General features: G+C 61.1%; 22 protein-coding genes. 7 read left to right on the top strand and 15 right to left on the bottom strand.

Features of this window, described 5'->3' with window-relative positions:
* Window positions 1-7 precede the first annotated feature (7 nt).
* A complete protein-coding gene (locus tag BLW55_RS18195) occupies window positions 8-1,273 on the bottom strand; it encodes a DNA-packaging protein (protein ID WP_425286784.1) in 1,266 nt (421 codons plus the stop codon).
* The gene (locus BLW55_RS20695; RefSeq protein WP_025031619.1) at window positions 1,239-1,718 is read right to left on the bottom strand and encodes a hypothetical protein; all 480 of its coding nucleotides are present in this window, start codon (window positions 1,716-1,718) and stop codon (window positions 1,239-1,241) included. The genes BLW55_RS18195 and BLW55_RS20695 overlap by 35 nt, the downstream gene beginning before the upstream one ends.
* Before the next feature lie 335 nt (window positions 1,719-2,053).
* Between BLW55_RS20695 and BLW55_RS18190 the strand changes: the two genes are divergently transcribed.
* The 3 genes from BLW55_RS18190 (at window position 2,054) to BLW55_RS18180 (ending at window position 5,400) form a co-directional block, all read left to right on the top strand.
* The gene (locus tag BLW55_RS18190) at window positions 2,054-4,195 is read left to right on the top strand and encodes a transglycosylase domain-containing protein (protein WP_090329717.1); all 2,142 of its coding nucleotides are present in this window, start codon (window positions 2,054-2,056) and stop codon (window positions 4,193-4,195) included.
* A gap of 85 nt (window positions 4,196-4,280) precedes the next feature.
* Window positions 4,281-4,865, top strand: coding sequence for a DUF1214 domain-containing protein (locus BLW55_RS18185; protein WP_090329716.1), 585 nt, complete (start codon window positions 4,281-4,283; stop codon window positions 4,863-4,865).
* The gene (locus BLW55_RS18180) at window positions 4,858-5,400 is read left to right on the top strand and encodes a DUF1254 domain-containing protein (protein ID WP_007008422.1); all 543 of its coding nucleotides are present in this window, start codon (window positions 4,858-4,860) and stop codon (window positions 5,398-5,400) included. Before BLW55_RS18185 ends, BLW55_RS18180 begins: the two co-directional genes overlap by 8 nt.
* Window positions 5,401-5,489: 89 nt before the next feature.
* Here the strand turns inward: BLW55_RS18180 and BLW55_RS20690 are convergent, their stop codons facing one another.
* Window positions 5,490-5,678 (bottom strand): hypothetical protein, encoded by a 189-nt coding sequence (locus tag BLW55_RS20690; RefSeq protein WP_143038459.1) that lies wholly within the window; start codon window positions 5,676-5,678, stop codon window positions 5,490-5,492.
* A 264-nt stretch (window positions 5,679-5,942) separates the two neighbouring features.
* On the opposite strand from BLW55_RS20690, the gene BLW55_RS18175 reads away from it, so the two are divergent.
* On the top strand, window positions 5,943-6,857 hold the full coding sequence (locus tag BLW55_RS18175) for a hypothetical protein (RefSeq protein WP_143038458.1): 915 nt from the start codon (window positions 5,943-5,945) through the stop codon (window positions 6,855-6,857).
* Here BLW55_RS18175 and BLW55_RS18170 read toward each other — a convergent pair.
* The 3 genes from BLW55_RS18170 to BLW55_RS18160 are packed head-to-tail and all read right to left on the bottom strand — an operon-like array spanning window position 6,833 to window position 9,865.
* Window positions 6,833-7,180, bottom strand: a complete 348-nt coding sequence (locus BLW55_RS18170) for a DUF1491 family protein (protein ID WP_007008420.1) — start codon at window positions 7,178-7,180, stop codon at window positions 6,833-6,835. The two genes, BLW55_RS18175 and BLW55_RS18170, sit on opposite strands and share 25 nt — an antisense overlap.
* A 59-nt stretch (window positions 7,181-7,239) precedes the next feature.
* Window positions 7,240-8,193, bottom strand: coding sequence for a peptidoglycan-binding domain-containing protein (locus tag BLW55_RS18165; protein ID WP_090329714.1), 954 nt, complete (start codon window positions 8,191-8,193; stop codon window positions 7,240-7,242).
* Complete coding sequence (locus BLW55_RS18160) at window positions 8,168-9,865, bottom strand: sensor histidine kinase (protein WP_244509131.1); 1,698 nt, start codon at window positions 9,863-9,865, stop codon at window positions 8,168-8,170. Before BLW55_RS18160 ends, BLW55_RS18165 begins: the two co-directional genes overlap by 26 nt.
* Before the next feature lie 531 nt (window positions 9,866-10,396).
* Here BLW55_RS18160 and BLW55_RS18155 point away from each other — a divergent pair.
* Window positions 10,397-10,768, top strand: coding sequence for a DUF5330 domain-containing protein (locus BLW55_RS18155; protein WP_090329712.1), 372 nt, complete (start codon window positions 10,397-10,399; stop codon window positions 10,766-10,768).
* A gap of 73 nt (window positions 10,769-10,841) precedes the next feature.
* Window positions 10,842-11,270 carry a SufE family protein gene (locus tag BLW55_RS18150; protein ID WP_007008416.1) on the top strand — a complete coding sequence of 143 codons (429 nt, stop codon included), beginning with the start codon at window positions 10,842-10,844 and terminating at the stop codon, window positions 11,268-11,270.
* A gap of 23 nt (window positions 11,271-11,293) precedes the next feature.
* On the opposite strand, the gene BLW55_RS18145 is transcribed toward BLW55_RS18150, so the two are convergent.
* Together BLW55_RS18145 and BLW55_RS18140 are read right to left on the bottom strand one after the other, a co-directional pair.
* Window positions 11,294-12,118: a DUF6456 domain-containing protein gene (locus BLW55_RS18145; protein ID WP_090329711.1), complete on the bottom strand. Its 825-nt coding sequence runs from the start codon at window positions 12,116-12,118 to the stop codon at window positions 11,294-11,296.
* Between the two features lies 1 nt (window position 12,119).
* Window positions 12,120-12,470 carry a helix-turn-helix domain-containing protein gene (locus BLW55_RS18140; RefSeq protein ID WP_007008414.1) on the bottom strand — a complete coding sequence of 117 codons (351 nt, stop codon included), beginning with the start codon at window positions 12,468-12,470 and terminating at the stop codon, window positions 12,120-12,122.
* Between the two features lie 285 nt (window positions 12,471-12,755).
* Between BLW55_RS18140 and BLW55_RS18135 the strand changes: the two genes are divergently transcribed.
* Window positions 12,756-13,055 (top strand): cytoplasmic protein, encoded by a 300-nt coding sequence (locus BLW55_RS18135; RefSeq protein ID WP_090329710.1) that lies wholly within the window; start codon window positions 12,756-12,758, stop codon window positions 13,053-13,055.
* 121 nt (window positions 13,056-13,176) lie between these two features.
* On the opposite strand, the gene BLW55_RS18130 is transcribed toward BLW55_RS18135, so the two are convergent.
* The 7 genes from BLW55_RS18130 to BLW55_RS18100 form a co-directional block, all read right to left on the bottom strand.
* The gene (locus BLW55_RS18130; protein WP_007008412.1) at window positions 13,177-13,596 is read right to left on the bottom strand and encodes a Ros/MucR family transcriptional regulator; all 420 of its coding nucleotides are present in this window, start codon (window positions 13,594-13,596) and stop codon (window positions 13,177-13,179) included.
* Window positions 13,597-14,030: 434 nt separating this feature from the next.
* Window positions 14,031-14,408: a monovalent cation/H(+) antiporter subunit G gene (gene mnhG / locus BLW55_RS18125; protein WP_025030602.1), complete on the bottom strand. Its 378-nt coding sequence runs from the start codon at window positions 14,406-14,408 to the stop codon at window positions 14,031-14,033.
* Complete coding sequence (locus tag BLW55_RS18120; RefSeq protein WP_025030603.1) at window positions 14,408-14,743, bottom strand: cation:proton antiporter; 336 nt, start codon at window positions 14,741-14,743, stop codon at window positions 14,408-14,410. Before BLW55_RS18120 ends, mnhG begins: the two co-directional genes overlap by 1 nt.
* Window positions 14,740-15,213, bottom strand: a complete 474-nt coding sequence (locus BLW55_RS18115) for a Na+/H+ antiporter subunit E (RefSeq protein ID WP_090329709.1) — start codon at window positions 15,211-15,213, stop codon at window positions 14,740-14,742. Before BLW55_RS18115 ends, BLW55_RS18120 begins: the two co-directional genes overlap by 4 nt.
* Window positions 15,210-16,769: a Na+/H+ antiporter subunit D gene (locus BLW55_RS18110; protein ID WP_007008409.1), complete on the bottom strand. Its 1,560-nt coding sequence runs from the start codon at window positions 16,767-16,769 to the stop codon at window positions 15,210-15,212. The genes BLW55_RS18115 and BLW55_RS18110 overlap by 4 nt, the downstream gene beginning before the upstream one ends.
* A gap of 7 nt (window positions 16,770-16,776) precedes the next feature.
* A complete protein-coding gene (locus tag BLW55_RS18105; protein WP_007008408.1) occupies window positions 16,777-17,154 on the bottom strand; it encodes a Na+/H+ antiporter subunit C in 378 nt (125 codons plus the stop codon).
* A complete protein-coding gene (locus tag BLW55_RS18100) occupies window positions 17,154-17,573 on the bottom strand; it encodes a Na+/H+ antiporter subunit B (protein WP_007008407.1) in 420 nt (139 codons plus the stop codon). Before BLW55_RS18100 ends, BLW55_RS18105 begins: the two co-directional genes overlap by 1 nt.
* Between the last annotated feature and the right edge of the window lies 1 nt (window position 17,574).

Raw genomic sequence — 17,574 nt, 5'->3', positions numbered from 1 at the left:
TGTCTGCTCAGCCGAGTGCGCGCACGCGCGGCTCCCGCCGGTTCGAAAGCATGAGTTCGCTCAAGGCCCAGACCAGTGCATCCACCCGGTCCGGCGAGTGCCCGCCCGAGAGACCGTCGAGACCGAAATCGCACATTTCGTCTTCAAGCTCCGGAAACCGCGCCGCATGGCGCACCCGCCCCTGCTCGTAAAGTGCCGCCACCGGCTCGGCCCGTAGCCACTTGCCCCGTGTTGCCCGCACCGCCTTCACCGGCACGCTCGCGTCCACCGTGGCAATTATCGTCGCCACCATCTCACCGCCCTGGTTCACCTCGGCCACAAGACAATCGGCCTCAAGCCGGTGATAAAGCGCCACCGCGCGCGCCGCCCATTCCTGCGGTTTTGCGCCTTTCACCGTCTCATCGCACAGCACGACGCCATGGCCCACCGCATCCAGCCCCGCCGCCACCAGCCCGCAGGCGTCCGAACTGCGGCCCGAGGCAGCCGGCGGATCGACCGCAACGACAATGCGCTTCAGGTCATCCACCCGTTCGGCGCAAGCTGCCGCCTCCAGCATCGCCCTTGTCCACAGTGCGTCGGGCCGATCCTCGATCAGTTCACCGTCGAGTTCCTGCCGTCCAAGCCGCGTTCCCGCATAGCGCTGACGGATCGCCCGCATGAAGCCCGGAGCCAGATTGTCCCGATTCTCATCCGTGCGCATCCGCGTCACCGTCACATGCGGATCGTCCATCAGCCGGCGGATCAGCGGGATCGGCCTCGGCGTGGTGGTCAGAATCTGCCTTGGCCGCTCGCCAAGCCGCAAACCGAACTGCAACATATCGAATGTCGCATCCGCCTGTCTCCATTTGGCCAGTTCGTCGCACCAGGCAGCGTCGAATTGCGGACCGCGCAGACTGTCCGGGTTCTCGGCAGAAAAAAGCTGCGCCACCGCGCCATTGTCCCAGACGATCCGCCGCCTGCTCGCCTCGAAGCGCGGTCGCACCCCACGCGAAACCGCCAGCACACCCGACGGCCCCTCCACCATCACCTCGCGTGCGTCGGAGAGCGTCTCGCCGATCAGGGCCAGCCGGCCATACCGCGCACCACTGGCAAAGGGCGGAAACCCACGAACCAGCGCATTCACCCATTCCGCGCCCAGCCTGGTCTTGCCTGCGCCACGACCGCCCATCACCAGCCAGCTGTCGAAAATCGCTCCAAGCGGATATTGCGCGAGCCGCGCAGCACCCAGCCATTCGCGTTCAATGGCGTGTGCCAGTTCCTGTGCCAGATTCAGCCTTGCCCATCCTTTCTGCAAGCTCTGCAGCAAGGCAGCGGATGCGGTCGTCAATGCGGTCGAGTGCGGCGGCCATTTCTTCATCGCTGGGGGCATGCTTTCCATTCATGTCCTGCTGCTCGATCGCGATTTCGTTCATCTTTTCCACGACCTTGAGCATCGAACCGAGGCCTTCGATCCGCCCCTTGTCGAAAAGATCGCGATGAACCGCATCCTCGATTGCCCGCTGGAGTTGATTGAAGAGCATCCCGATCATGCTTTGCGTCCGCTCGATCGATGGCGGCAGCGCCGGATCGTCTGGCGATCCCCACTCTTCCTCCTGCGCCCGCTTGCGCAAAAGCCGTTCCGAACGACCGCTTGCCAGCGCCAGCAGTTCAAAAGAGGGAGGCGCACCTTCACGAAGCGCACGCACGGCCATCAGATCGGCCGCACCCATCTTGCCCATAGCGTCCATCCATGTCCGAAAACAAAAAAGGCGCGCCCTCGCCAAAGGACCCGCCTCGAAACGCCGCAACTTTGCGACCATGCATGAACCCTACCGGCGAACCGTTACGCTGTCAAGAATTTTTTCCTAAATTCTCCTGCACGCATCCCATCCGTTAGCCATTTCGGCGAAATTCCCTTGCGGAAGCGGCGGAAATGCGAAGAAACTCACAGAGCAATCCGCTAGAATGGCCATTACATGCCGGAAATCGATGTGGGGTCGTGTCCGGCTGGCGGTTCCGCAGGACGGATTCGAACGGGTTGGCCGCAAATGGCCGGACGGGAGTTTGGGTGAGAATGCCGCGCGAAAAACGGCAGAGTAAGGCGCCGCGGGCGACCAGATTGCTGGCGCTCGACGCCTGGATCGATTCCACGCTTTACGAAGCGGGCTTCAAGCTCGCCGAGTTCTGGGAAAGCGTGACGATCTTCTTCCGCCGCTTCCGCGTCTACGGTGCCAGGCGCGCCGTGGTCGAAATCTTCAGCGAGGGTGCCACGCTGGGAGCTGTCGGGTCGGTCGTGATGCTGGCGCTCGCCATGCCTGCCTTCGAGGAAACCGCGGGCGACTGGCGCGCGCAGGACGATTACGCCGTCACGTTCCTTGATCGCTACGGCAATGAAATCGGCCAGCGCGGCATCATTCAGCGCGATTCCGTGCCTGTCGACGAGCTTCCCGACCACGTGATCAAGGCAGTTCTGGCCACGGAAGACCGGCGCTTCTTCAGCCATTTCGGGATCGATTTCATGGGCCTTGCCCGTGCACTCACCGAAAATGTGCGCGCCAATTCCGTTGTTCAGGGCGGCTCAACGCTCACCCAGCAGCTCGCCAAGAACCTGTTTCTCTCCAACGAGCGAACGCTCGAGCGCAAGGTCAAGGAAGCCTTCCTCTCGATCTGGCTGGAGATGAACCTGTCGAAAACCGAAATCCTGCAATACTACCTCGACCGTTCCTATCTTGGCGGTGGGACGTTCGGCATCTCCGCTGCTGCGGACTTCTACTTCGATAAGCCGGTCAAGGATCTCAGCCTCTCTGAAGCGGCGATGATCGCCGGGCTCTTCAAGGCACCCGCCCGCTACGCGCCGCATGTGAACCTTCCGGCTGCGCGTGCACGCGCCAATGAGGTTCTCACCAACATGGTGCAGGCCGGTTTCATGAGCGAGGGGCAGATTCTCTCCGCCCGCCTGCATCCGGCAACGGCCGTCGACCGTGACGGCGCCGATACACCGGACTATTTCCTCGACTGGGCCTTTGAAGAGGTCAAACGGGTGGTTCCGCGCAGCGCCACCCATTCCCTCGTTGCCCGCACCACGCTTGATCCCAACCTCCAGAAAGCTGCGGAAGAATCGCTCGAATTTCATCTGCGCCAGTACGGCAAGGACTATGACGTTTCCGAAGGCGCCATCGTGCTCATGGACACGGAAGGTGCGGTGCGCGCTGTCGTCGGTGGCCGCGACTATGGCGCGAGCCAGTTCAACCGCGCCACAAAGGCCGAGCGCCAGACCGGTTCGTCCTTCAAACCCTATGTCTATGCGGTGGCAATGGAGAACGGATTCGAGCCGGAAACCGCCATCTCTGACGGCCCGATCTCATGGGGCAGCTGGTCCCCGCGCAATTATGGACGCAGCTATGCCGGGCGCGTCACGCTGACGCGCGCTCTGATCAAGTCCTACAACACCGTTCCCGTGCGGCTTGCCCGTGACCATCTGGGCATCGATCCGATCATTTCCCTGATCAAGTCGTTTGGCATCGAATCGCCGCTCAACGGCCACAAGACGATGGTGCTGGGCACGTCAGGCATGACCGCGCTCGATCAGGCAACCGGCTATTCCGTCTTTGCCAATGGCGGTTATGCCGACAGGCGCTTCGGCATTGTCCAGATGATGACCCATTCGGGTAATCTCATCTATGATCATGGCCGCGATGCTCCGCCACCGCGCCGCGTGCTTTCGCAAAAGGCGGCCGCCTCCATGAACCAGATGCTCATCCTGGTTCCCGAACAGGGCACCGGCCGGCGCGCGGCCCTGCCGATGACGCGGTCTGCAGGCAAAACCGGCACCACCCAGTCCTACCGCGACGGCTGGTATGTCGGCTACACCGGAAACTATGTTGCATCCGTCTGGCTCGGCAATGACGACTTCCACCCCACAAGGCGCATGACCGGCGGCTCCCTGCCCGCCATGGTCTGGCAGCGCCTGATGGCCTACGCACATCAAAACGTCGAGATCAAACCCCTGCCGGGCATCGAGGGGCCGATGCGCATCGAGACGGACGCGGTAGAGACCGCCAGCGAAGAAGGCGCCGGGGACCGCCAGGAAAGCGAAACGCTTCCGCTGGCACTCTCGGCGCGAACCTCACTCTTCCTGAAGGGACTTTCCAAGGATTTCGAGGCCGCACCGCGCCTGCGCAAGCCCACCTCCAACGAAACCCTGTCCGCCCTGTAATGCTGCGCAAGGCATACCTCAAAACGCTTGAACCTTCCGTTCGAGTTGAAGTATCCGGAAGTGTCCGTGGCCTGCCGGAACACGTATGCTGAAAACCGTAATCTTCGTGGCCTTCGTATTGCTCATCGCGCTTGGCGGCGGTGCCGGCAGCGCGTGGCTGGCGCTCGAATCGACGCGGACAATCGGCTCCGTGGAAATCGGCCCATGGGTCACCTTTCCCAGGCAGGGCACACACGAGGCCGACCCCTATTCCCGGGCGAGAAGCACGCGTCTGGGGCAGCTAAGCCTTGGCCAGGCGGAAGGCATCGTCCTTGTCGCGGGTTCAGACAGCGCCGGGCGCCCTCTCCTGCGCCAGTGCACCTATCAGCTTCAGGGCGATCTCCCGCCCACCCGGTTCTTCACCCTGCATGCCACCGGTGAGAACAGGCAGATCCTTTCGGCGCCCGCCCGCTTTTCTTCGGCGCTTCATTCCCGCAACCTCCTATGGCGCCATGGCCAGCCCCTGAAGATCGTGGTTTCGGCCCGCCCCCAGCCTGAAAACTGGCTGGCCGTTGCCGGAACCGGCCCCATGGAACTGGTACTCACCCTGGTGGATACGCCCATATCCACGGGCGCCCGCGTTGGTGAAACGAGCCTGCCCGGCATCACCCGGATGGAGTGCGATGTTTAGGCTCCTTCATGTGCTCCTGCTTGGCCTGTTCGGCGCCGCCGCCGTTCACATCGCCATCCTGTTCCTGCTTCCCACCTATTCAGAACGCGATGTCTGGTCGGCGATGGCAGAGGAAGGTGATCCCTACGCATTCATCCGTCTGGGCGAAGGCAATGGCAACCCACTCCTCGCCGAAACACAAAATCCGTTCTTCGATACGGCAGCGTGCCGCTTTGATCTGGAAAACGGAATGGTCCGCATCACCGCGGACGAACGCGTGCCGTTCTGGTCGTTCTCGGTATACGACCGGGACGGATTCAACGTGTTCAATGCGAACGACCGGAGCGCCACCAACCGGGGACTGGATGCGCTGATAGTGAACGCCGCCCAGTTGCTGGAGTTGCGCAAGGGGGTTCCCGAAACACTCGCAACCTCGCTGATCGCCCAGACGGATATAGGGGAAGGCATGGTTGTGATCCGCGTCTTCGTTCCCGACGGGAGCTGGCGGATCATCGTGGAGCGGTTCTTTGAGGGCCTTCGCTGCGAGACACTGTGAATCTGACACGCTTTCCAGCCGCCTCCACGGGAGCGCACCGGACAATACCGGTGTGCCATCGGCCGCGTTCTTGCGCCAGGGTCCGGACCCTAACCCTTGGTCGAGCGTCGGCGGACATCGTGCGGGCGGTCGTCTCCACCGGTGTCGGGATCACCGTCCGGTCGTCTCTCATAGCGCACGCCGGGAAAAATGATGATCGAAGCGCCGGCAGTCCGTCTTTTGGGTGCAGCCGACGACGATCGTTTCGCTGCCGCTGCAAAGCTCAGTATCGTAGCCATGACATCGCGTCCCTTTCGGTGATGGAGTGGTACGCAACGCCTCCTTCTTCCAGTAAGGCAGTACATGGTTAACGTTTGGTTACCTCCCATCGACAGACAAACCCATCAACCGGGTCAGAACCGGAGAGTCTGAACAGAAGTCTAAAGAACCCGGTTAACAGCTTGCTAAGGGAATGGGTGTAAATCTCATCAATCATCGGCGCTCCAGGTGCAGCACCGGTGAGGTATCTTGTAACCAGTCGCGTTTCGGAGGTTTTGGTCTGCGTGTCGTCCGCTGTATTCAGGCAACTGGCTTCTGGCGGGGAAGCGCAAAGACCCGAGCGGCTGTTTCGCGCCGCGGTGTCCGCCTTCGTGTCGCTCACACGTCCGACACGGCGCGAAATCGCGCAGCTGGATGATCTTGTCCTTCCCCTCTACCCTTTGATATCCGCCGAAACGCGCCGCTACGCGGCCGCGGTCCTTTCAGAATGCAGAACCCCGCCGCAGGGCCTGCTCAAGAAGCTCGTGGACGAACCCGCGGAGATTTCCGCGCCACTTCTGATACGCTCACCGGCCCTGTCGGACGTCGATCTGATCGGTCTTATCGCACGGCATGGAAAGGGCCATGCCCGTGTCATCGGGCGCAGGACGGATCTCAATCCGGCGATTGCGGCGCTCACCCGCGCGCTGACGGCGCAAATTGCCGAGACGGACAGCCAGACGGAAGCCGGAGAAAGTGCCGCTGAAGCGGACGTGCGCAACCGCCTGCGTCTCATCATGCGAGCCGCCAATTCGCAGGCCCCGCTCGGCTGGCAGGGCAACGGCGCTGAACGCCCATCTGCGGGCGATGCCGGGCGGATTCTTCGTGCGGCAGCCCTTTCCGGCGAAAAGGATGCGTTCGAAAAAGCTCTATCTTCTGTTCTTGGGATTACCCTTCTGGCGGCCCGCGAGATAACCGGTTTTCCGACCTATGGCGAACTCATCATCGCCCTGAAAGCGCTGGAGCTGGATGATGCGGAAGCTTTCCTTCTTTCCGCGGCGGCTTTTCCCGGACTGTTTTCGCAGCGCAGCGCCATCGGCTTCTTTCTAGAGCGCTACATGGCTCTGTCTCCAGACGCCGCGCGCCAGACGCTGAACGACTGGCAGACAGGTGCCAACTGCCCTGGGCACGCTGGTCAGCCGGCCGCAATCTCGAAATAGCGTTCCGCCTCGTCCAAATCCGTCACTTCGATCTCGACCAGCCAAAAGTCGGGATCGAACCTGCGCTCGCGCTCAAGGCGCCTGTTGATGGCTTCCTCATCGTCCCGCGCAATCAATGCAAAGCGCCGCTCATTGGGCCGGGCCTCGTCATAGACCGCCTGCGCCGCAGGACCATAAAGCGCCTGCTGGCCTAGACGATTGCGCAGCAGAATGTAGACGGTTCCGGCCTCGCGCGCGCCCTTTTGCAGAACCGTCGCAAACCCGCCTTCCGCGAAGAGCCTCTTTGTTAGGGCTGAAACCCAGAATTCGCTGGTCAGACGCACGCGCAGCGCCTCCTTGGTTCCTGCGGAAAAATGATCTGCCGACGACGTCCGCGCTCACCTCAGTTGGTCAGGCCAACTTCGCGCATCTTGGCCAGAAATGCCTCATCCGGTCGCCCGCTGACCGGAAGACCGAAAAGGCTCTGGAACTCGCGGATGGCGGCCTGGGTGCCCTGCCCGAGAACACCATCAACCTCGATCCCGTCATTGCCGAACGCTTTCAGACCGGCCTGCACGCGCATGATGGTCGGGTCGGCTTCATCCGTATCAAGTGACGCCGTCTGAACACGCGGCTGCGGAACCTCCGCCGCCGGCACCGGCACCTGCGCAGCTTCCCGCTCCACGCTCACCGGGGTTGCCGCCGGGCGTTGATAGGCCGGTCGCGGCGTCGGCGTCGGCAGCACCTGCGGCATGGAAGGCGCTGCAGACGCGGGCGGCGTGTGGCTGACAGGCTGTACCGCCGCGAGACCGAGCTGACGCAGCAGCGCCTCATCGACCATCGGCGACGGATCCAGATCCACGATACGGCGATAATTGCCAATTGCCGTGCGGGTTGCAGGCCCTTCAAGGCCATCAATCGTGCCACGGTATAATCCCAGCTCCTGCAGCACTGTCTGCACCTGGCGTATGGTCGGATCGCCTCCCGCCACCTCGTCTGGACGCTCGACCGGGATCGCGCCGGTCGTATCCTGATCGGGCGCCACGTCACGTGGTGCCTGGCGGGGTGTTTCGGTGATCACTGCCGGCACCGCTGGCATGGCGGGCCGCCCAGATGCCGGCCCGCTCCGGGGATCCGTGAAGGCGGGCGTGCGCGTCGAAATCAGCGCGCCCGAGTGGAAATGCGGCTGGTACCAGAGCGCGTTTGCCGAAACGAAGGAGAAGGCGACGGCAAAGGCCGTCGCGCCACCGACTGCCACCGGATTGCGCACGATTGCCATTCCGACGCCGGCAAGCCCGGCGCGGAGCAGAGTTCCAAACGTGACCTCCGGTTCAGGCCGTCTTGCGGTATTCTTCATGACTCCACTCATCGTCAGATACCGGTTTGCCACCCCGGCCATTCTCGTCCTTTTCCGCGCCAACACCAACCGGCAGCGAAATGCTTACGCGCGTGCCTTCGCCGGGCGCGCTGTCGATCGTCATACCACCGCCCTGCAGGCTCACAAGCCCCTTCACGAGCGCGAGGCCAAGGCCCGTTCCTTCAACGTGCCTTGTCTCGTCATTTCGCACCTGGGCGAACGGCTCGCCGATGCGCTCCAGATCATCGGCCGCGATGCCGACACCGTTGTCGGTGACGCTGAAATCCAGGCGATTGCCGGACCGTTCGGCTGTGACCTGGACGCGGCCATGGGCGTGCGAGAATTTCACGGCGTTCGACAGAAGATTTATCAAGACCTGCTGCACGGCACGCCGGTCGCAATAGACGACGCCGACGTTCTCCGCAACAGCCACATCGACATCAACGGAACGGGCAGCCGCATCTGCCATGGCAAACGCCACGCTTGCGTCCACCGCCTCCGAAAAGCTGAACGCTTCCGGGTGCAGCGTATAGGTGCCTGCCTCCAGTTTGGAGATTTCCAGCGTCGAGTTCACGACCGAAAGCAGATGCTCACCGGCCTCATGAATGAGCCGCACATATTCGCGCTGCCGGTCATTGGAAAAGCGCCCGAATATCTCCGTCTGAAGCGTGTCGGAGAATCCGAGGATCGCGTTCAACGGCGTGCGCAGTTCATGACTGACGGCGGCCAGCATGCGCTTGCTCTCAACCTTTGCGACACGCGCCTCTTCCCGCGCCCGCGCTACATCATGTTCCAGTTCTGCCCGATCGCTCTCGTCGCGGATGATGGCGACGATCTGCCCGGCGTCGCCCTCCTTCAGAAGCTCGACACCGAACTGTCTGTATCCGGGAGCACGGAAGGCGTCACCCTCGGCGGGCATGCGCAGGCGGATACTGATCGCGCGCTGGTCGGCACCATCGGTCAATTCCGACACGGCACAGAGATAGGCAACGCGGTCGCCCACATGAATGCGCTCGAAAAAGCCGTTTCCGAGGAGAATGTCGGACCGGACATTCAGGACACGTTCCGCCTGGCACGACGCATCCATCACATCGCCGGTGCCATTAAGGCGCAGCACGAGCGCGTTCATCCGCGCCTCGATGCCTGTCTCTTGTGACGGCGTCTCGAGGCCCTTCTGCTTCGCCCCTGTTGTGCCGAAGCGCAGGGCGAGCGTCGCCGCATAGACAAGTGGGATCAGCCAATGGGCTGCCAGCGGCAGCGATGACTGGAACCCGAAGCCCAATGTCCCGCCGGAGACCGCCAGCACAAGAACCAAGGCACCGGCAGCACAGCCCGTAAGGGCAGCGCGCCGTGTCCGCGCGATCCAGAAACTCTCTGCCGCAAGAACACCGGCCATCGCCGTCATGGGAGAAGCAACCCCGCCCGAAAGCACGATCACGGCGCTGACGGCAGCAAGACCCAGACCAAGCGCCAACCCTTCAATCCACGCCCGCCGCCCGCCGGCAAGCAGACCCGCCGCAGTCAGCCAGCTAACCGCAAATCCCGCGCTGGCGAGCGCCAGCGTCTGGGCGAAACCGACCGTTCCTGCAAGAAGTAGTGCGACCGCTCCCGCGAACAGAAAGGGTGCCGCAAAGAGCACACCCGCCAGCCGCAACTGACGCGAACGCTCCACCCCGTGTTCGACACTGGGATGAATCAGCCTTTCGCATGCGGCAGAAAGGGCTGCCGGCCATTCTTGATATGATGCTACTCGTGAACTCAACTCGACGCGCTCTTGCTTTGTCCGTTCGGCGGGTTCTTGTTCCTGTCGAGACTCGCACCGAGCGTTTAAGGAAAGGATAAGCGCAGGCACCGATGGGCGAACGGCAAGCGCAAAAAGGAAGAAATCGGCCCGTTAAACGCGGATGAATGTCGTCATGGTTAACGCGCGCTGAACAAAATGACCTTAGAAACAGGCGCACTGAAAACCGCCGAATTCGGCCATGCCGGAGAAAAAGATCAACCGCGCCAGATCATTAGATGCCCAACAAAGCGTAACCGTCATCCCGCGGGTTTGTGACAGGTTTGCTTCAAAGGCCAGCATTTCCGAACTTTTAAAAAGTTTGCCTTCAATTTTAGGAAAAATCTCAAGAGCTCCTTGGCATGGCCATGACAGGATATTTGCCAGGGACGCCCCACGGGGCACGAAACGGGACTGGACGTCATGGGCTTTCTTATTCGCTCGATCTTCTGGCTTTCACTGGTGCTGCTTTTGCTGCCAATCGGCGGAACCGGCAGCGAGGATGGCACGGAAACACCGCAGGTCGGCGCCCTGCAGGCGCTGGGTGCGGCGCGCGAGGCCATCAGCGACATGGTCGGCATCTGTGAACGCAAGCCCGAGGTCTGTGAGACCGGACGTGCCGCCCTTCAAACGATCGGCGCGCGCGCCCGCGAAAGCGCCCGTTTTGCCTACGAGATGCTCGAAGAGCCGGCAGATGGTTCGGCAGAGGGTTCGGCAGGGGCCACTGCAGGCACAATGGAAGCGCCCCTGACAACCGGAAGCGTTGCCGAGCACCCCGCCGGTCACGATCAATAGATCATCGCCGGCTTTTGGCGGCAAACAAAGGTTTTCCGTGACGAACGGCCGGACAATCACTATATCCGGCTTAATGAGCACCACGATCGACACCATCTACGACGATTTCGCCTTCCTGGACGACTGGGAAGAGCGTTACCGCTATATCATCGACCTCGGCAACGGCCTGGAACCCTATCCCGAAGCCGCGCGCGACGAGGCGCATCGGGTGCGCGGCTGTGTCAGCCAGGTATGGCTACACACCGAGCGTGGAGACGGCGACGACCCGGTGCTGAGCTTCAGGGGCGATTCAGATGCCCATATCGTACGCGGTCTTGTCGCCATCATGATGCTTCTGTTTTCCGGCAGGCGCGCCAGCGAAATCCTGGCGATCGACGCCGAAAACGTCATGCGCAAACTCGGTCTTGACGAGCACCTCACACCCCAGCGCGCCAACGGGCTGCGGTCGATGGTTCAGCGCATTCGGAACGAAGCCACCGAAGTCGCGCCCGCGGCAGGCTGATTGCCTGCCTGGAGCCAGGACTTTCAGGCGAGCTTCGGTCGGTAGTTCTCCACGCCCCAGTGCAGGATGGGCCGAGATTTGTCGCCTCGAGCGCCGGAAGACGGCTCGTAGTGCCGCGCGAGCGCGCCGAGTGCGGTTTTCAGCACCACCTTGGCCGAGCGGACGGGCCAGCCCCTCTCCGTTTCCACCTGCTCAACCCCCTTCAGGAAGCAGCATATGTCGACGAGGATGCCGGCCAGTTCCGGCCCGACGGCATCGAGCGCGCGGTCGACACGCTGACGCGCGGCCAGAGCAGCGTCCGTGAGTTCCACGCCGCCTCCGGCCGCCGCGCCGCGCTTTCCCGCTGCAACGGTCGCCATCCAGTTCGCGCTCAGCCGCGGCATGATCTGCCCGCAGGTGTAATCCGCGCGCAATTTCTCTCCAGCGTCGAATTCCGCCCGGGTCAGAAAGGGCTCGCCGTTGCGTGTCCGCCGGCGCGCCAGTTGCGCAAGCGGAGATTCACTGAGTGTCGCCGAAACGATCTCCTTCTCAGTCCCCTGCTGCAGCACCCTGCGTTCAATCTCCCAATGCTGGCCCCTGAAAGGATCCCGGCGCGCTGCCAGCCGCCGCGCGCAGGCGACACCTGTTGCAGTCAACACAACCCTGCCCTCACTGCAGCGCAGGAGATCATCCTTCTCCAGCGCTCCCAGCACGGTAAGAGATACCGAAACCGTGCCCCGCTCACCGCCGTCGAGCAGCACGCATCCCCCCTTCGCGCCGCGCTGTTGCCAGGCCGGCCCCTTCTGCAGAAACCGCAGACAGCGCCGGCGTTCGCGCGCATGGCGCACCTCTTCCTTGAATGCAGCCATGTCAACGCAGCTCCATGTTGCGGAACGCCGCGGCAGTGATGCGTTCCGTCATCAAAACAATCCGGTCGAACTCCTCGTCGTCACGCATGTCCTCGATGATATGACAGGCGTACTGGACCGTGGTTCTGTCGCGCCCGAAGCCGCGCCCCACCTCGGTCATGTTGAGCCCAAGAACCACGTGCGCAGCGTACATGCCGATCTGCCGCACGCGCGTCACGCTGGTAGAAGAGCGCCGTGTTTCGCGCAGCTCACGCCCACTCACGTTGAAGAGTGCGGCAACGATGTCGAGAACACATTCGCAAACCTCCCCGACACGCTCCTCCGCAACCGGGCTCAAACGGCGATGCAGCATTGCGGGTGACTGTTCTCCAGGCGTTCCGATCCGCCCTTCTCTTTGTTCCGATGATTTGGCAGCGTTTGAATGCACAGGCTTTATCCCTTCACAGGAAAGAGGAATAAATTCTTATACCCTAGACATCCACACCCGGGAACAAATTACGAACAGATAATCCGCTGAAATCCTGCAAAGGTTTGAAATCACAGAAGAAGTAAAGCCGGCCTGCAATTTTCAGCACTGGTTTATCCCCGCACCGCCAGAGGCCCGCATAGTTGTCGCTCACGACAAAAAGGGTTGAGCATGACATCGATAAAGCAGGAGAGCCTGACCTTCCGCGAAGCCAAGCGGCAGCGCTACGAGAACGCGCGGCAGACAGCAGCGCTGTTCCTGACGGGCGGACTGGATCTGCAAAAGGCGCAGCAAAGCTCGGGCGCCGAGCGCATCAACATTCTTCGTCGCCTCAGACGGCTGATGGAGCGCGAGCGTCTGAAGGGTGCGCGCAATCACTGGAGCTACGACCTCAACCGCCACATAGCCCTCAGCCAGGCGCTCAAGCGCCTGGCGTCGAACGAAGCACAAAACGTTCCGCTTCACCATTGAACGGCGATGGGCAACCGCACGGCCCGCCCACATCGTGAGATGTTGGCCGGGAACATAAAAAAAGCGGCGCAGATTGCGCCGCCTCGGAGAAAATTACTCTGACGCCTCGCCGCGCCAAACGCTATTTTTCCTTGCGCTTGCGTCCTAAGCCCATCTGCTTGGCAAGTTTCGAACGTGCCACGGCATAGCTCGGAGCGACCATGGGGTAATTGGCATCCAGGCCCCATTTTTCCCGGTACTGCTCCGGCGTCATGCTGTAATGCGTCATCAGATGGCGCTTGAGCGACTTGAACTTTTTCCCGTCCTCAAGACAGATGATATAGTCTTCATGCACGGAGCGTTTCGGATTTACAGCCGGCTTCTGCTTTTCAGCAGGCGGAGCTTCCGGAGTGCCGCTCACTCGACCGAGCGCTGCATGAACGTCCGCAATCAAATTGGAAAGTTCGGATGCAGGAACAGGATTGTTGCTGACATAAGCAGCAACGACGTCTGCGGTCAGTTCAATAAGAGTATCATCGTTTTTTACAGAATCTTCGTTCATTTCGTTACCTTGCCCCAACGTAAATTCAAAACCACAACCTCATGCCGCCAGTGATGAGGTGTCTGTAGGAATCTTTAGTTCTTCAGGCATTTTTTGATCGATTCCCGACAAGCCGCAATCATATCGTTCTTTTCCTCCGGCCGGTCAACTCACAATTTCAAATTAATACTATCAGAACGCGAAATCAGATTGTTTATCCCATCTCAAAAATTCGAAATTCATTCCAAAAATCAGATAAGTTTGATCTTAAACTGAGGGCTAATCTAAGTCGACCTTATCAATTTTTCCGCGCATTGCGTAACAATCGGAGACTGGAGCGCGCGGAGAAGCGACTGCACGCATGCGAAACGTGCGAAACCACACCGGTCCGCGTCTTTCGTTCGGAAAGAGACGTCATGAAAAATTAAAAAAGAATACTGGAAGAAAAACTTTCTCTATTCTTCTTCACTTCTTCTATCTTCGCCCGGAAGCGAACCGGCGCTTTGAGGCGTTGCCATCTCGTCGTGTACCGACTGCCCCCAGAGCCTGTAGCCTGCCGCATAGGCGGCCTTGGCCAGAAGGTGTGCAGATATCGGCGCGGTAAGCAGAAAGAAAACCACCGCCGCCAGCGCACGCGTCACGATGGCCTGGTCCTGCGCAAAGATTGCCAGCGCGATAAGCATGAGTCCCGATCCGAGCGTCCCGGCCTTGGATGCAGCATGCATGCGCGTGTAAAGATCGGGCAATCTCAAAATGCCGATCGCAGCGATCAGCGTGAACGCTGCGCCAATAATGATGAGCAGGCCCGTAAGTATGTTGAACACGTCGCCCATCACTGCTCCTTGTCGCCGTAAATGCCCAGCGTATCGCGCTTTACGAACTCCTGCTCATACCGACGGCTGAGAACGAAGCGGGCAAACGCCACCGTTGCGAGAAAGCCGACAAGCCCCAGAGCGATGGCGATATCGAGATAAAGCGTGAACCCGGTGCGAATGCCGATAACCGCTATGAAGCCGATGGCGATGGTTACCAGCATATCAAGGGCAAGCACGCGGTCTGGCAGGCTCGGTCCCACCAGAACACGAACAACCGTCAGCAGAAAAGACAGGCTCAGCAATGCGAGCGCAATAAACTCGGCAAAGACGAGAAATTCTTCACTGGCGCTCATCGAAACGCCTCCATGATCTTTCGTTCAAAACCTTCGGCAATGTCACGCCGAAGTTCATCAGGGTCGGAGCAGTCTATGGCATGGACATAGAGAAAGCGGCGATCCTCCGAAACGTCGACAGACAGGGTTCCCGGCGTCAGCGTGATCAGGTTTGCCAGAAGCGTAATCTCGAAATCCCGGTCGACCTTGAGCGGATAGGCAAAGATGCCGGGTTTCAGGTCCATTTTCGGCGACAGGACGAGAAGAGCGACCCGCCAGGCCGATAGCACCAGTTCGTAGAGAAAAAGAAGCGCGAGCGAGACCACCCGCATGCTGCGCGCAAAATACCCCAGCGACCCGACCTGTTCGCGGATAAGGTAAAGCGCAGCGGCACCGAGGAGAAAACCGAAAATGAAATTCGGCAGGGTGAAGGAACCGCTCACCGCGGTCCATATCAGCGCCAGAATGATGTTGATCAGGGACAGTCTCATTGCGCTGCCTCCGCTGGAAACACCGCACCAATATAACCCGATGCATCCAGAAGCCCGGCAGCGGCAGCCTCGGCCACCTGGATGAACGGTTCCGGATAAACGCCAAGCAGGATAATCGGGACGCACAGCAGGGTCATTGAGGCGTATCCATAGCCGGGGGCGCCCGCAACCACCTCATCGGAAGGAGCCTCCTGTGGCCTGTTGCGCCAGATCGCCAGGATATAGACGCGCCCGAGGGCGATCGTGGTCAAAAGCCCCGTCAGCAGAATGGCGAAGGAGAGCCAGGGCCAGCCGGCTTCCAGCGAAGCCCGTACAAGCAGCACTTTCGGCCACAGACCGGATGCCGGCGGCAGCCCTGCCACGGCAAGCATAAGAACAAGCGCGAAAGCCCCCATCGCCGGATAGGCACGGTAGAGCCCGCCCAGTTCATGCAGCGAATAGCTCCCGCCAAGCTCCTTGATCACGCCGGCCAGAAGATAAAGCGCCGTCATCGCCAGAACGGAATGGAACGCATAGAGGATCGTCCCCGTCAGTCCCGTCTCGGTTCCCAATGCGAGCCCCGCAAGCATCACACCGACGCCGGAAATCACCACGAAGCCCAGAACGCGGCGAATATCCGACTGCGCGATCGCGCCCATGATGCCGAGCACCATCGTGCCGGCAGCCACCCAGGCGATGACGCCGGAAAGCTCCGCCCGCTCGATGGGGAACAGCATCACCAGAACGCGCAGAAGCGCATAAACGCCAACCTTGGTCAGCACACCGCCAAACAGCGCCGCCGTGACGATGCGAGGGGTGTGATAGGAGGCAGGAAGCCAGAAATTGACGGGGAACGCGGCGGCCTTCATGCCGAACGCGAGCAGGTAGAGGACGCTCAGCGTCATCAGTGGCCCGGTCTCGCGCATGGCACCGGCCCTGCGCGCAATGTCGGCCATGTTGAGTGTTCCGAACGTACCGTAAAGGTAGGCGGTCGCGGTCAGGAACAGTGTCGTGCCCACCAGGTTCAGAATGGCGTATTTGGTCGCGCCGTCGAGCTGGCGGTCGGTCGATCCGAGTATCAGAAGACCGAAGGACGAGATCAGAAACACCTCGAACCAGACATAGAGATTGAAAATATCGCCCGTCAGAAATGACCCGCCGACCCCCGCCATCAGAAGCATCAGGAACGGGTAGAAGCCGTAGCGCCGGCCGGTCGCGCCAATGTCCCTCATCGCATAGAGCGCGCAGACAGTCGCGACCAGCGTCGCGACAAAGGCAAGCGACGCGCCAAGCGCATCCGCGGTAAAGGATATGCCGAAGGGCGGCAGCCAGCGCCCCATCGTCATCACCTGCGGCCCGTCCGCCAGCACCTGCAGAAGGAGTGCCGCATTCGCGGCCAGCGTCAGGAGCAGCCCAGCAATGGCAATGCCCGCATGCAGCCGGGTTTCGTGACGAACCATGAGCAGCACGGCGCCGAAGAGGATCGGCACCCCGATCGGGGCCACCAGCATCCAGTCGCCCAGCACCGTCGGCTCTGTCACCATTGCGTTGGAAATATCGATCGTTTCAGCGGCCATCGGTGTCTCAGTATCCAAGCGGGGGCATCGGCTCACCCTCGGGTTCGGCAACGCGCATACCGTCCGTGTCGTCGGTTCCCAGTTCCTGATAGGCGCGGAATGCCAGCACAAGCAGGAAGGCGAAGAGCGAGAACGAGATCACGATCGCCGTCAGGACCAGCGCCTGCGGGAGCGGATTGGCGGTGGCGATCTCCGGTGTCTGCAATGCCTCGGGAATGATCGGCGGAACCTCGCGCATCAGCCGGCCAGCTGTGAAGATGGACAGGTTCACCGCATTGCCGAAGATCGATACCCCCAGGAGAATGCGAATGATGTGCTTTGACAGCATGAGATAAATGGCAACAGCAAAGAACACGCTGACCACAAAGGAGAGGGCGACTTCCATTATCCATGCTCCCTTTCTTCAAGGGCGAGCGCAATCGAGGTGATCGAGCCAAGGACGACGAGGTAAACGCCGATATCGAAGAACAGAACCGTGGAGAGGTCCACGGGGACACCGAGAACGCTCACCTTGACCCAGAGCCCTGTCATGAAGGGTACGTCGAAGGCGAAGGACAGCCATCCCGAAATCGCCGACACCAGCAATCCGAACCCCGAGATCGCCATGGGGTGGAAATAGAGTGCGCGGCGCACTGGTGAAACGCCGCAGGCAATACCGTAGATCGCGAAGGCCGACGCAGCGATCAGCCCTCCGATAAACCCGCCCCCCGGCTCATTGTGTCCGCGCAGAAGCACAAACACGGAGAACAGGATCATCAGGCTTGTAAGATAGGGGGCGACGGTTCGGAAGATCAGTGTGCGCATA

This window comes from Nitratireductor aquibiodomus (assembly GCF_900105565.1).
GTDB classification, from domain to species: Bacteria; Pseudomonadota; Alphaproteobacteria; order Rhizobiales; family Rhizobiaceae; genus Nitratireductor; species Nitratireductor aquibiodomus.
The sequence above is the reverse complement of the archived record's forward strand: the minus strand, read 5'-3'. Positions and strand labels throughout refer to the sequence as shown.

Excerpts from the sequence above, each read along its gene's own strand:
- BLW55_RS20695 (WP_025031619.1), bottom strand. The coding sequence starts at position 1,718 with ATGGGCAAGATGGGTGCGGCCGATCTGATGGCCGTGCGTGCGCTTCGT.
- BLW55_RS18190 (WP_090329717.1), top strand. The coding sequence starts at position 2,054 with ATGCCGCGCGAAAAACGGCAGAGTAAGGCGCCGCGGGCGACCAGATTG.
- BLW55_RS18185 (WP_090329716.1), top strand. The coding sequence starts at position 4,281 with ATGCTGAAAACCGTAATCTTCGTGGCCTTCGTATTGCTCATCGCGCTT.
- BLW55_RS18180 (WP_007008422.1), top strand. The coding sequence starts at position 4,858 with ATGTTTAGGCTCCTTCATGTGCTCCTGCTTGGCCTGTTCGGCGCCGCC.
- BLW55_RS20690 (WP_143038459.1), bottom strand. The coding sequence starts at position 5,678 with ATGGCTACGATACTGAGCTTTGCAGCGGCAGCGAAACGATCGTCGTCG.
- BLW55_RS18165 (WP_090329714.1), bottom strand. The coding sequence starts at position 8,193 with ATGAAGAATACCGCAAGACGGCCTGAACCGGAGGTCACGTTTGGAACT.
- BLW55_RS18155 (WP_090329712.1), top strand. The coding sequence starts at position 10,397 with ATGGGCTTTCTTATTCGCTCGATCTTCTGGCTTTCACTGGTGCTGCTT.
- BLW55_RS18150 (WP_007008416.1), top strand. The coding sequence starts at position 10,842 with ATGAGCACCACGATCGACACCATCTACGACGATTTCGCCTTCCTGGAC.
- BLW55_RS18145 (WP_090329711.1), bottom strand. The coding sequence starts at position 12,118 with ATGGCTGCATTCAAGGAAGAGGTGCGCCATGCGCGCGAACGCCGGCGC.
- BLW55_RS18140 (WP_007008414.1), bottom strand. The coding sequence starts at position 12,470 with ATGCTGCATCGCCGTTTGAGCCCGGTTGCGGAGGAGCGTGTCGGGGAG.
- BLW55_RS18135 (WP_090329710.1), top strand. The coding sequence starts at position 12,756 with ATGACATCGATAAAGCAGGAGAGCCTGACCTTCCGCGAAGCCAAGCGG.
- BLW55_RS18130 (WP_007008412.1), bottom strand. The coding sequence starts at position 13,596 with ATGAACGAAGATTCTGTAAAAAACGATGATACTCTTATTGAACTGACC.
- mnhG (WP_025030602.1), bottom strand. The coding sequence starts at position 14,408 with ATGGGCGACGTGTTCAACATACTTACGGGCCTGCTCATCATTATTGGC.
- BLW55_RS18120 (WP_025030603.1), bottom strand. The coding sequence starts at position 14,743 with ATGAGCGCCAGTGAAGAATTTCTCGTCTTTGCCGAGTTTATTGCGCTC.
- BLW55_RS18115 (WP_090329709.1), bottom strand. The coding sequence starts at position 15,213 with ATGAGACTGTCCCTGATCAACATCATTCTGGCGCTGATATGGACCGCG.
- BLW55_RS18110 (WP_007008409.1), bottom strand. The coding sequence starts at position 16,769 with ATGGCCGCTGAAACGATCGATATTTCCAACGCAATGGTGACAGAGCCG.
- BLW55_RS18105 (WP_007008408.1), bottom strand. The coding sequence starts at position 17,154 with ATGGAAGTCGCCCTCTCCTTTGTGGTCAGCGTGTTCTTTGCTGTTGCC.
- BLW55_RS18100 (WP_007008407.1), bottom strand. The coding sequence starts at position 17,573 with ATGCGCACACTGATCTTCCGAACCGTCGCCCCCTATCTTACAAGCCTG.